At 63.7% G+C, this 12,116-nt stretch carries 9 protein-coding genes and 1 pseudogene; 6 read left to right on the top strand and 4 right to left on the bottom strand.

Annotation, left to right across the window (positions count from 1 at the left end):
- Positions 1 to 34 precede the first annotated feature (34 nt).
- The 3 genes and pseudogenes from guaB (at position 35) to LB553_RS28925 (ending at position 2,560) form a co-directional block, all read left to right on the top strand.
- Positions 35 to 1,537 (top strand): IMP dehydrogenase, encoded by a 1,503-nt coding sequence (guaB, locus tag LB553_RS28935; protein ID WP_224518377.1) that lies wholly within the window; start codon positions 35 to 37, stop codon positions 1,535 to 1,537.
- A gap of 52 nt (positions 1,538 to 1,589) precedes the next feature.
- Positions 1,590 to 2,129, top strand: a complete 540-nt coding sequence (locus LB553_RS28930; RefSeq protein WP_224518376.1) for a hypothetical protein — start codon at positions 1,590 to 1,592, stop codon at positions 2,127 to 2,129.
- Positions 2,130 to 2,139: 10 nt separating this feature from the next.
- A pseudogene (locus LB553_RS28925) lies at positions 2,140 to 2,560 on the top strand (MAPEG family protein).
- 2 nt (positions 2,561 to 2,562) lie between these two features.
- On the opposite strand, the gene rnd reads toward LB553_RS28925, so the two are convergent.
- Both rnd and LB553_RS28915 read right to left on the bottom strand, forming a co-directional pair.
- The gene (rnd, locus tag LB553_RS28920; RefSeq protein ID WP_224518375.1) at positions 2,563 to 3,714 is read right to left on the bottom strand and encodes a ribonuclease D; all 1,152 of its coding nucleotides are present in this window, start codon (positions 3,712 to 3,714) and stop codon (positions 2,563 to 2,565) included.
- A gap of 198 nt (positions 3,715 to 3,912) precedes the next feature.
- Positions 3,913 to 5,139, bottom strand: coding sequence for an MFS transporter (locus LB553_RS28915; protein WP_224518374.1), 1,227 nt, complete (start codon positions 5,137 to 5,139; stop codon positions 3,913 to 3,915).
- Positions 5,140 to 5,255: 116 nt separating this feature from the next.
- Between LB553_RS28915 and LB553_RS28910 the strand changes: the two genes are divergently transcribed.
- Positions 5,256 to 6,014, top strand: a complete 759-nt coding sequence (locus LB553_RS28910; RefSeq protein WP_224518373.1) for a DeoR/GlpR family DNA-binding transcription regulator — start codon at positions 5,256 to 5,258, stop codon at positions 6,012 to 6,014.
- Between the two features lie 110 nt (positions 6,015 to 6,124).
- Positions 6,125 to 7,918, top strand: a complete 1,794-nt coding sequence (gene aspS / locus LB553_RS28905) for an aspartate--tRNA ligase (protein WP_224518372.1) — start codon at positions 6,125 to 6,127, stop codon at positions 7,916 to 7,918.
- Positions 7,919 to 8,158: 240 nt separating this feature from the next.
- Here the strand turns inward: aspS and LB553_RS28900 are convergent, their stop codons facing one another.
- On the bottom strand, positions 8,159 to 9,349 hold the full coding sequence (locus LB553_RS28900; protein WP_224518371.1) for a hypothetical protein: 1,191 nt from the start codon (positions 9,347 to 9,349) through the stop codon (positions 8,159 to 8,161).
- A gap of 24 nt (positions 9,350 to 9,373) precedes the next feature.
- Positions 9,374 to 9,604: a hypothetical protein gene (locus LB553_RS28895; protein WP_224518370.1), complete on the bottom strand. Its 231-nt coding sequence runs from the start codon at positions 9,602 to 9,604 to the stop codon at positions 9,374 to 9,376.
- A 163-nt stretch (positions 9,605 to 9,767) separates the two neighbouring features.
- On the opposite strand from LB553_RS28895, the gene parC reads away from it, so the two are divergent.
- On the top strand, positions 9,768 to 12,026 hold the full coding sequence (parC, locus tag LB553_RS28890) for a DNA topoisomerase IV subunit A (protein WP_224518369.1): 2,259 nt from the start codon (positions 9,768 to 9,770) through the stop codon (positions 12,024 to 12,026).
- The last annotated feature ends 90 nt before the right edge of the window (positions 12,027 to 12,116 follow it).

Genomic DNA, 12,116 nt, shown 5'->3' with positions numbered 1-12,116 from the left:
CCCGGCGCCTTTTCCGCATTCAAAAGGACTGGCCATGGCAAAAATCATCGAAACGTCCACCGGCGCGCTGGCGCTGACTTTCGACGACGTGCTCTTGCAGCCCGGCCATTCCGAGGTGATGCCGGGCGAAACCGACATCCGCACCCGTATTGCCGGCGAAATCGATCTCAACGTGCCGATCCTGTCGGCGGCCATGGACACCGTCACCGAGGCGCGGCTGGCGATCGCCATGGCGCAGGCCGGCGGCATCGGCGTCATCCACCGCAATTTCTCGCCGTCCGAACAGGCCGAGCAGGTCAGGCAGGTGAAGAAATTCGAATCCGGCATGGTGGTGAACCCAGTCACCATCGGCCCCGACGCCACGCTGGCCGATGCGCTGGCGCTGATGCGCACCTATTCGATTTCCGGCATTCCGGTGGTCGAAAATGGCGGCACCGGCGGCCACACGGTCGGCCGCCTCGTCGGCATCCTCACCAACCGCGACGTGCGCTTCGCCTCCGATCCGGCGCAGAAGGTCTACGAGCTGATGACGCGTGAGAACCTGATCACGGTCAAGGAGAATGTCGACCAGGACGAAGCCAAGCGTCTCCTTCACAAGCATCGCATCGAGAAGCTGGTAGTGGTCGACAGGAACGGCAATTGCGTCGGCCTGATCACCGTCAAGGACATCGAGAAGTCGCAGCTCAACCCGCACGCCACCAAGGACGCGCAGGGGCGCCTGCGCGCGGCAGCCGCCACGAGCGTCGGCGATGACGGGTTCGAGCGCGCCGAGCGCCTGATTGATGCCGGCGTCGACTTGCTCGTCATCGACACCGCGCACGGCCACTCGCAGCGCGTGCTGGATGCGGTGACGCGGGCGAAGAAACTGTCGAACTCCGTGCGCATTCTGGCCGGCAATGTCGCCACGGCCGACGGCACGCAGGCGCTGATCGATGCCGGCGCCGACGCCGTCAAGGTCGGCATCGGCCCGGGTTCGATCTGCACAACCAGAATCGTCGCCGGTGTCGGTGTCCCGCAGCTGTCGGCAATCATGTCGGCGGTCGAGACGGCCAGCAGGGCCGGCGTCAGCGTCATCGCCGATGGCGGCATCAAATATTCGGGCGATCTCGCCAAGGCGCTTGCCGCCGGAGCAAGCGCCGCCATGATCGGTTCGCTGCTTGCCGGCACCGACGAGAGCCCTGGCGAGGTCTATCTGCACCAAGGTCGTTCCTTCAAGGCGTATCGGGGCATGGGTTCGGTCGGCGCCATGGCGCGCGGCTCGGCCGACCGCTACTTCCAGGCTGAAGTTCGCGACACGCTGAAGCTGGTTCCGGAGGGCATTGAAGGGCAGGTCCCCTACAAAGGACCTGTGGCTGGCGTGCTGCACCAGCTTGCAGGCGGCCTGAAAGCCGCTATGGGTTATGTGGGTGGACGTGATCTTGCAGATTTCCGCGAGCGCGCCACTTTTGTGCGCATATCCAACGCCGGACTTCGTGAAAGCCATGCCCATGACGTCACGATCACCCGCGAAAGCCCCAATTACCCGGGCGGAATTTGATCGGCAGGCCGATCGGCCTGACCGCCAGCGGGGACTGTGGCGTGACTTAAGCGTGACGGTGCTGCGGCTGTCGCGTCACGCGGCAGCGCTCTCCATCGCCTCGATTGCGCTGTTCCTCGTCATGACGGCGCTGGAGTTTCTCTATTTCCAGCGCTTGAGCGGCGGCCTGGCCTCGCTCGACATGCGCGTCGCCGGCTTCACGCCCGACGAAGGCATGGCGTGGCTAACCGCGCTCGGCCGGCGCGGCGGCGAGATCATCATCGTCTGGCACTATTTGACCTTCGATCTTTTGTTCCCGGCGCTGCTGTCGCTGACGCTGGTGAGCCTTATCCTCGCCTTCGGGCGGCGACTCAGCACCTTCCGCGCCTTGCCGACGCAGCTGCAGGCCTTGTTCTCGCTGGTGCTGGTGGCTCCCTATGCGGTCGCCGACTACACCCAGAATTTTGCCATGGCGCGGCTGCTCTCCGATTTCCAGCTGGCCAATCCCGATTCGCTGGCCTTCGCCTCTTTGCTGACCGTCAGCAAATTCGCCCTGCTGGCGATCCCGGTCTTCGTCATCGCGGTCTTCGCGCTGGCCGGGCGGCGACGCTGAGGACAAGCAGATGCGCCAGACAGCCATCTTCTGGCCGATGCTGGCGCATGTTTCTTCTGGTCTATGTCGTCTATCTGGTGATGTTCAAGCGGCGCTATCTCGCCGTGAAGTCCGGCGAAGCCAGGATCGGCCAGTACAAGGTCCGCTCAACCGAGCCGGCCTCGAGCGTCACCGTCGCCAACAACCTGATCAACCAGTTCGAACTGCCGGTTCTCTTTCACGTGCTGTGCCTGGCGCTGTTCGTCACCAACAGCGTGAACTATCTGACGCTGGCACTGATGTGGCTCTTTATAGTCACGCGCTATGTTCACGCCTGGGTGCATCTCGACAGAAACTATGTGCTGCACCGCAGCCGCGCCTTCTTCCTTGGCGCGGGCATACTTCTCATCGCATGGATCTGGTTCGCGCTGCACCTGCTGGGACTGGTTTAACGCTACAGGTCGAACACCGCGATCCGCCGCTTGTCGAACTTGATGCCGATCTCGCCGCGCACCAGCTTTAGCGCCTGCTCGCCGAAAACGGCGCGCCGCCAGCCCTGCAACGCCGCCACGTCGGCTTCGTCGCCCTCGGCGGCTATGCGGTCGATATCGTCGCTGGAGGCAAGCACCTTGGTGGCGACGCCTTCCTTCTCCGCGATGATCCTGAGCAGCACCTTGAGCAGTTCCGCCGCCGCGCTCGATCCCTCCGGCGGCTGCAAGCTTTTCGGCAGTTTCGGCATCGCGTCCTTGGGCAGCGCGAGGGCGGCGTTGACCGCGCCAAGCAGCGCGGTTGCCGTGGCGGAGCGCTCCCAGCCTTTCGGCGTGGTGCGCAGCTTGCCGAGCGCGGCCGCGTCACGCGGCGCCTGTTGGGCGATCTCGTAGATGGCATCGTCCTTGAGCACGCGGCCGCGCGGCACGTCGCGCTCGCGCGCCTCGCGCTCGCGCCAGGCGGCAACGGCCTGCACGATCGCCAGCTCCTGCGGCTTGCGCAGCCGCATCTTCAGCCGCTTCCAGGCATCCTCCGGATGCGGATCGTAGGTCTCGCGCGAGGTGAGGACATCCATCTCCTCGTTTAGCCAATGGGCGCGATCCTCGCGCTTCAGCTCGGCGCTGAGATGCTGGTAGACCTTGATCAGATGAGTGACGTCGGCAAGCGCGTATTCGAGCTGCTTGTCGGAGAGCGGCCGGTGCCGCCAGTCGGTGAAGCGCGAGGACTTGTCCAGCCGAGCTCCGGTGACCTTCTGCACGAGCTGGTCGTAGGAAACGCTGTCGCCGAAGCCGCAGACCATCGCCGCCACCTGCGTGTCGAACACCGGATGCGGCACCAGATCGCCGAGATGGACGATGATTTCGATGTCCTGGCGCGCCGCGTGGAAGACCTTCAGCACCGCTTCATTGGCCATGAGCCGGAAAAACGGCTTGAGGTCGATGCCGGGCGCCAACGGATCGACAAGCGCCTCGATCCCAGGCGCGGCGATCTGGATCAGGCAGAGGATCGGCCAGAAGGTCGTCTCGCGGATGAATTCGGTATCGACGGTAACGAATTCCGACTTTTCGAACGCCGCGACAACGCTCTCGAGTTCTTCTTGTGTGGTGATGACGTGCATCAAATCGCTTTTGGCACAGTATTAGGCCTCTTTCAATTTCAGCCGCGCGCGCTTTCGTCAAGCGCCGCGACGTAAGCGGCGGCTCGATCGTCGGGGTTCTCCCGTGCGAAATAGCACCGCGTGCCCGCGCGCCATCCCGCGATGCCCCCTCAAGCGGCTGCGGCCAGCTCCCCTAAGTGGCGCTGCCGCGCGAGCCCTTCACGCTTCATAGGCTCGCGCCGGGACCCTTTCTCCTGTCGAGCCGGATCCTGTCCCCTCCGGCATTGCGCTCGACGACGGTCGCCGGCCGAGCGCGCCCGCTGCCGCCAGGCTAAGCACGATGAACGGTACGCCGATGCCATAGGCCGAGCGGATGCCCCAATGGTCGGACACGAAGCCGAGCAGCGGCGGCCCAAGCAGGAAGGCGACGAAGGAAATCTGCGACAGAGCCGCGACATTGATCGCCGCGGGGCGGTCGGTGCGCTGAGCCGCCGCCGAGATCGCCAGCGGGAAGATGGCGCTGCTGCCGATGCCCAGAAGCGCAAAGCCCAGCATCGAGATGAAGGGCAGGGGCGAGAAGAAGACGATGAAGACGCCGACGATCATCGTCGCCAACAGCACGCGCGCCACGCCGCTTGGCGAGTAACGATCGACGAAGCTGTCGGCGAAGAAGCGTGTCGTCGCCTGCGAGAAAGCGAACAGTGCGACCGTGATCCCGGCGACGAACGGGCCAGTGTCGAACACGGTGCGCATATAGATCGCCGACCAATCCATGCTGGCGCCTTCCATCAGCATGGCCGACAGCGTCATCGCGACGAGGATGAGGATCGGCAGCGTCGGCCGGGCGAACATCGGCGCCTTGTCGCCGGACGTGGCGAAGCGGGCGGGCGCCGGTTCGAAGCCGCCGAGGAACAGCGCCATCGCAACCGCCACCATCGGCACCACCAGCGCCAGATGCAGTTGCGGCGACAGGCCGAGATGCGCCAGCGCGCCGCCGAACAGGCCGGCGCCGAAGAAACCGATGCTCCAGAACGAATGCGCTCGGTTCATGATGCGGCGTTTGAGCAGGAACTCGGTCCTGTCGGCCTCGACATTCAAGATGATTTCGATGCTGCCGATCATCAGTCCGACCGGGAGCAGCATCAGGAACAGAGCGGCGGGGCCGGGCGCGTGCACCGCGATGGCATAGGTGAAGCCAAGCAGCGGCACCAGCCACAGCAGCGCGCGGCGAAAGCCGACGCGCTCCAGCATCGGTGTCGCCAGCGTCAGCGCGACCAGTGTGCCGATCGGCGTGCCGATCAGGGCGAGCCCCAGCGTACCGTCCTCGATCCCCATGGCTCGCTTGATGTCGGGCAGGCGCGGGAAGATGTTGCCCATGGCAAAGGAATAGATCGCAAAGCCCGCATAGACGCGGTGCTGAGGGGCGAGTTTCAGGCCAAGGGTCATCGCGGGAAATCCAATAAGGAGTAATGACGGGCGAACTCTCGGGTCCGCTCACGACTCCGTTTCTTGCATGAACCGGCAAAACATGCAATAACGTGCACAAATAAATAGGATCATGCATGCTCACCGAAGAACGGCATCAACTCATTCGGAATCAGTTGGCAGCGGACGGAAAGGTGCTGGCGGGCGAGCTCGCCAGCCGTTTCGGCGTTTCGGAAGACACGGTGCGCCGCGATCTGCGCGAGCTGGCGAAAGCCGGGCAGTTGCGCCGCGTCTATGGTGGCGCCGTCGCCTCCGCGCCTTTTGCCGCCGCGACGCTCAGCCAGCGCAGCCGTTATGCGGTCGAGGAAAAAACGCGGCTCGCCAGGGCGGCGGTTGGACTGCTGAGCGCCGGGCAATCGTTGTTTATCGACGGCGGCACGACCAACGAGGCGATCGCCAGGGCGATCCCGCGCGACATCCAACTGACCGTCGCCACCAATTCGCTGGGCGTCGCCTCGGCTCTGGTCGATCATCCTTTGGTCGAGCTGATCGTGCTCGGCGGCCGCTATGTGCCCGATCTCGGCACCTGCGTCGGTGCCGACACGCTCGCCGCCGTGGGGCAACTCGGCGCCGATCTGTTCTTTCTCGGATCCTGCGGGCTGGATTTCGCGCGCGGCGTCACCGCCTTCGATTCAGCCGAAGCCGAAGTGAAACGCGCCATGGCGAAAAACAGCGCCGGCATCGTCATTGCCGTCACCAATGACAAGCTCGCTACCGCCGCGCCCTATCGCGTGGCGGGGGCGGATGCGATCCGCCATCTCGTGGTGGAAAAGAGCGCGCCTCCGGCCACACTCGCCGATTTCCAAAGCCAGGGCGCGCAAATCCACTTTGCCTGACGGCCGAAGCGCGCCTGCGTGACCGCTTGCCTTGACAAAGCCGGCCTCTCATGCGCTTTTCGCGCCAATTTTCGAGCCGGGCCGTCGCCCGCAATTTCCGGACTTTACCAATGACCACGCATCGTTACCGCAGCCACACCTGTGCCCAGTTGAGAAAGAGCGACGTCGGCAATTCCGTCCGCGTGTCGGGCTGGGTGCATCGCGTGCGCGACCATGGCGGGCTGCTCTTCATCGATCTTCGCGACCATTACGGCCTGACCCAGATCGTCGCCGATCCGGATTCGCCGGCCTTCAAGGTCGCTGAGACCGTGCGTGGCGAATGGGTGATCCGCGTCGACGGCGAGGTCAAGGCGCGGCTGCCGGAAACCGTCAATCCGAACCTGCCGACCGGCGAGATCGAGATTTTCGCGCGCGAGATCGAAGTGCTGTCGGCGGCCAAGGAACTGCCGCTGCCGGTGTTCGGCGAACCGGAGTATCCCGAAGACATTCGCCTGAAATACCGCTTCCTCGACCTGCGTCGCGAGACGTTGCACAAGAACATCGTCGCGCGGACAAAAATCATCGCAGAGATGCGCAAGCGCATGGGCGAGGTGGGCTTCACCGAATTCTCGACGCCGATCCTGACCGCGTCCTCGCCGGAAGGCGCGCGCGACTTCCTGGTGCCTTCGCGCATTCATCCCGGCACCTTCTACGCGCTGCCGCAGGCGCCGCAGCAGTACAAGCAGCTGATCATGGTCTCGGGCTTCGACCGCTATTTCCAGATCGCGCCCTGCTTCCGCGACGAGGATCCGCGCGCCGACCGCCTGCCTGGCGAATTCTACCAGCTCGACCTTGAGATGAGCTTCGTCGAGCAGGACGACGTGCTCTCCACCATGGAACCCGTGCTGCGTGGCGTCTTTGAGACCTTCGCCGCCGGCAAGCCGGTGACCCAGGAATTCCGCCGCATTCCCTATGACGAGGCGATGCGCATCTACGGCACCGATAAGCCTGACCTGCGCAACCCGATCGAGATGCAGGCTGTCTCGGATCATTTCCGCGATTCCGGTTTCAAGGTTTTCGCCAACATTCTCGCGAACGACGCGAAGGCCGAGGTCTGGGCGATCCCGGCCAAGACTGGCGGCAGCCGCGCCTTCTGCGACCGCATGAACTCCTGGGCGCAAGGCGAGGGGCAGCCTGGACTGGGCTACATCTTCTGGCGCAAGGAAGGTGAAAAACTCGAAGGCGCCGGTCCGATCGCCAAGAACATCGGCGAGGAGCGCACCGAGGCGATCCGCCAACAGCTCGGCCTTGCCGATGGCGATGCCGCCTTCTTCGTCGCCGGCGACCCGAAGAAGTTCGTCACCTTCGCGGGAGCAGCGCGCACGCGCGCCGGTGAAGAGCTGAACCTCGTCGACCGCGATCGTTTCGAGCTCTGCTGGATCGTCGATTTCCCGTTCTTCGAATGGAACGAGGACGAGAAGAAGATCGACTTCGCCCACAACCCGTTCTCCATGCCGCAGGGCGGCATTGATGCGCTCAACGGCCAGGAGCCGCTCGGCATCAAGGCGTTCCAGTACGACATGGTCTGCAATGGCTTCGAGATCGCGTCGGGCGGCATCCGCAACCATCTGCCGGAAACCATGGTCAAGGCTTTCGAGATGGTCGGCCTGGACCGCGCGACGGTGGAAGAGCGCTTCGGCGGCCTCTACCGCGCGTTCCAGTATGGCGCGCCGCCGCATGGCGGCATGGCGGCCGGCGTCGACCGCATCGTCATGCTGCTCGTGGGCGCCAAGAACCTGCGCGAGATCACCATGTTCCCGATGAACCAGCAGGCTTACGACCTGCTGATGAACGCGCCGTCCGAAGCGACCCCGCAGCAGCTGCGCGAGCTGTCGCTGCGCGTCGCGGTGGCGAAGAAGGACTGACGGCAGCGCTGCAACTGCCCTTTCTCCCCGTCACTATACGGGGGAGAAATGTCCGGCAGGACAATGAGGGGCAGCGCGGTGCTGGCGATTTACGGGCCGCCGTAGCAGGCAGGGCCTTCTAACAGGCAATCGGTCCTGCATCGAATTCATTTCATTTGCGAGCGTCGGCGGTGCCCCTCATCCGCCTGCCGGCACCTTCTCCCCGTATAGTGACGGGGAGAAGGCAGCTAGCTAGTCCGATCAGTCCTGGTTCGCCTTGACCTTGACGCCCAGCGTCTTCGGCAGGTCGAGCGGGTTGGACATGGCGCCGGCCATGATCAGCGCGAACGGCACCGATGACGGCGGCTCGGCCGAGATTTCCAGGCTCTTCGGATTGTCGAGGAAGGTGTTGACCGCCGCCGAGACTTCCGCAGTCAGCTCGGGATTGTTGAGCTGCGCCATGCCGAACGGCACGATCGCCTTGGCCTGGTTGGCGACGTCCTTGGCCGACATGCCCTGCTGCTTGCCGACATAGTCGAGCACCTTGCCGGTCAGCGAATCGTCCTCGAAGCGCACCGATGCGCCGTTGAAGGAAAGCTGCTGCATCAGGCCGAGCATGGCCATGCCTTGTGCGGAATTGTCGGCGCCTTCCGGCTGGGCGGCGAGCTTCTTCTGCATCTCCTGCATCGACTTGATGAAGTCGAGCGTGTAGCCGCCGAGGTTGAAGGTCATGCCGAGCGTGCCGGCGTTCTCGACCGAGATGTCATATTTCGACAGCTCCATCTTGCCGTCGCTCGGCTGCCAGGTGCCGGCCATTGCAATGTTGCCTGAGATGTTCTGGTAGCCGAGCGCCTCGATCGCTTCCTTCGACTTCGCGTCGTCGACCAGCGAGAGATCCGCGGTGAATTTTTCGGTGTTGGCGGTGAAGTCCATCGCCTTGCCGTCGGCCGGCGGGGTGATTTGAACGGCAAGCCCGTCCATCGCGAACGCCGTCTTGTCGCCGACCTTGACCGTCATGTTGGAGAGTTCCGCCGACTTGTACATCATCAGCGAGCCGAGCGGATCGGTGCCGCCTTCGGCCGGGACCTTCATGTCGTGGATGACCACCGGGCTGAGATTGAGCGTCACACCGTCCTTGCTGTGCTCGAAGGGCGAGGTCGAGACGGTGGCGATCTCATAGCCGCCATTGGCTTCGCTGACCCCTTCGAGCTTCACGTCGCCGATCGGCAGTGCTTCCTTCTCGGCCGCCGGCTTGATGGAAACACCCTGCAGCACCGCGTTCGAATCGTCGCCCGAGACACCGGTCCAGGAAATATCGACGCCCTGGGCGGCAAGGGCTGCCTTGATGCGCTCGGCCACCGCCGGATCGGCGGCAAAGGCCGCATTGAGCTGCAGGGTCAGCAGAAAGGTCGAAAAAGCCAATTTCTTGAGCGTCGAGCGTTGGATTGTCATGGCGAGTTCCCTGTCCTGATTTGGCTATGATGAAATTTGTTTTGAAACCTGCTCCATCACCATTCCGTGAGGAACGGGACGGGAAGAAGGCATGTCCCGGCACATTTGTCGAAAACGGCGATGAAAAGCAAACTGCGGCCGGCAGCCTTTGCGCGATGCGGTGAATTTGTCATGAAGACCGCGGCTTTCCTCCGCCAGCGCGTTGCATTGCCAGATAGCGGCCGCATGTAACGGATTGATGTTGGCCGGCGTCATGTTGCCGACTAAGCCTGTTGCAGATTGGCGGCAAATTGCAGCCGCCGCGACGCTGCTTCCGTGAAATCCTTCACACCGCCGGCTGCATGTCTGCGGCCGCGGCGAATGCGCCGATCTTCACGCGGCGCTTGCCGCGAATCACCCGCTCGGCTAGTCCAAATCCATGGGAAAAAGGCTTTTGCCGCCCGATGACAATGGCGGCGGCGATAAAATCGAACCGGTCGATCTGAAGGAAGCGCTCGAGCGGCGCTATCTGGCTTATGCGCTGTCGACCATCATGCACCGGGCACTGCCGGATGTGCGCGACGGACTGAAGCCGGTCCATCGCCGCATCATGCATGCCATGCGGCTGCTCAGGCTCAACCCCGATCAGGGCTTCGCCAAATGCGCCCGCATCGTGGGCGACGTGATGGGTAAGTTCCATCCGCATGGCGACCAGTCGATCTACGACGCGCTGGTGCGGCTGGCGCAGGATTTCTCGATGCGCTACCCCCTGGTCGACGGGCAGGGCAATTTCGGCAACATCGACGGCGATAATGCCGCCGCCATGCGCTATACCGAAGCGCGCATGACCGAGGTGGCGAGCGAGCTGCTTGCCGGCATCACCGAGGACGCGGTGGACTTCCGGCCGACCTACAATGAAGAGGACGAGGAGCCGTCCGTTCTGCCGGGCGCCTTCCCGAACCTGCTCGCCAACGGCTCGTCGGGCATTGCCGTCGGCATGGCGACCTCGATCCCGCCGCACAACGCGGCCGAGCTTTGCGACGCAGCACTCCACCTGATCGAGCATCCGGAAGCGCCGGTGGCGAAGCTGATGGATTTCGTCCAGGGACCGGATTTCCCGACCGGCGGCATCATCGTCGACAGCCGCGCCTCGATCCTCGAAGCTTATGAGACGGGCCGCGGCGGTTTCCGCGTGCGCTCCAAATGGGGCCAGGAGGACCAGGGCAGGGGAACCTGGAGCATCGTCGTCACCGAGATCCCCTACGGCGTGCAGAAGGCCAGGCTGATCGAGAAGATCGCCGAGGTTTTGATGGCGCGCAAGCTGCCGCTGCTCGAGGACATCCGCGATGAGAGTGCGGAAGACATCCGCATCGTGCTGGTGCCGAAGAGCCGCACCGTCGATCCCGGCATCCTTATGGAATCGCTGTTCAAGCTCACCGAGCTCGAAAGCCGTTTCCCGCTCAACATGAATGTGCTGTCGCGCGGTAAGGTGCCGAACGTTCTTTCGTTGAAAGGCGTGCTGAAGGAGTGGCTCGACCACCGCCGCGAGGTTCTGATCCGCCGCTCGAAATACCGGCTCGGCGAGATCGAGAAGCGGCTGGAAATCCTCGCCGGCTACCTGATCGCCTATCTCAACATCGACGAGGTCATCAGGATCATCCGCGAGGAGGATGAGCCCAAGCAGGTGATGATGGCCCGCTGGTCGCTCACCGACAACCAGGCCGAAGCCATCCTCAACATGCGCCTGCGCGCCCTGCGCAAGCTCGAAGAGATCGAGATCCGCAAGGAATTCGACGGCCTCACCGCCGAAAAGAAGCAGATCGAGGCGCTGCTGGCGTCGGACGCCAAGCAGTGGGCGACGATCAAGTGGGAGGTCACAAAGGTCCGCGATCAGTTCGGTCCCGAGACCGAGCTCGGCAGGCGGCGCACTCAGTTTGCCGACGCTCCGGAACATGACCTGACCGACATCGCGCATGCAATGATCGAGCGCGAGCCGGTTACGGTGGTGGTGTCGGAAAAGGGCTGGCTGCGTGCCATGAAAGGCCACCTGACCGACCATTCGCAGCTTGCCTTCAAGGAAGGCGACAGCCTGAAGCTCGCCTTCCATGCCCAGACCACGGACAAGATCCTGGTCTTCACAACCGGCGGCAAGTTCTACACCATCGGCGCCGACCGGCTGCCGGGCGGGCGCGGCCATGGCGAGCCGATCCGCATCACCGTTGACATGGAGAACGACCAGGACATCGTCACCGCCTTTGTCCACGATCCGAAGCGCAAGCTGCTGCTCGTCTCCTACGACGCCAACGGTTTCGTCGTCCCGGAGGAAGAGGTCGTCGCCAACACCCGCAAGGGCAAGCAGGTGATGAACGTCAAGGCGCCGGACGAGGCCAAGCGCTGCATTCCGGTTTCGGGCGACCATCTCGCCATCGTCGGCGAGAACCGCAAGATGCTGATCTTCCCGCTCGCCGAAATTCCGGAAATGGCGCGCGGCAAGGGCGTGCGCCTGCAGAAATACAAGGACGGCGGCGTGCTGGACCTGAAGACCTTCACCCTGGAGACGGGGCTCTCCTGGCAGGATTCGGCCGATCGCACCTTCACCAAGTCGCGCGAGGAGCTGGCCGAGTGGATCGGAGCACGTGCCGCCGCCGGCCGTATGGTGCCGAAGGGTTTCCCCAGGACGGGGAAATTTGGCACCTAATCTCCCCCCTTGCGGCATATGCGCTAAGATAGCTTTGGCATGGCTTGAAATTTGCGCTTTCGAGGTGGCTCGCGCCAACGATGTCGCAAG

The organism is Mesorhizobium sp. CA8 (assembly GCF_020164955.1).
Lineage (GTDB): Bacteria > Pseudomonadota > Alphaproteobacteria > Rhizobiales > Rhizobiaceae > Mesorhizobium.
The sequence above is the reverse complement of the archived record's forward strand: the minus strand, read 5'-3'. Positions and strand labels throughout refer to the sequence as shown.

What these genes read in the sequence shown, in the direction of transcription:
- guaB (WP_224518377.1), top strand. Translation starts at nt 35, where the DNA reads ATGGCAAAAATCATCGAAACGTCCACCGGCGCGCTGGCGCTGACTTTC.
- rnd (WP_224518375.1), bottom strand. Translation starts at nt 3,714, where the DNA reads ATGCACGTCATCACCACACAAGAAGAACTCGAGAGCGTTGTCGCGGCG.
- LB553_RS28915 (WP_224518374.1), bottom strand. Translation starts at nt 5,139, where the DNA reads ATGACCCTTGGCCTGAAACTCGCCCCTCAGCACCGCGTCTATGCGGGC.
- LB553_RS28910 (WP_224518373.1), top strand. Translation starts at nt 5,256, where the DNA reads ATGCTCACCGAAGAACGGCATCAACTCATTCGGAATCAGTTGGCAGCG.
- aspS (WP_224518372.1), top strand. Translation starts at nt 6,125, where the DNA reads ATGACCACGCATCGTTACCGCAGCCACACCTGTGCCCAGTTGAGAAAG.
- LB553_RS28900 (WP_224518371.1), bottom strand. Translation starts at nt 9,349, where the DNA reads ATGACAATCCAACGCTCGACGCTCAAGAAATTGGCTTTTTCGACCTTT.
- LB553_RS28895 (WP_224518370.1), bottom strand. Translation starts at nt 9,604, where the DNA reads ATGACGCCGGCCAACATCAATCCGTTACATGCGGCCGCTATCTGGCAA.
- parC (WP_224518369.1), top strand. Translation starts at nt 9,768, where the DNA reads ATGGGAAAAAGGCTTTTGCCGCCCGATGACAATGGCGGCGGCGATAAA.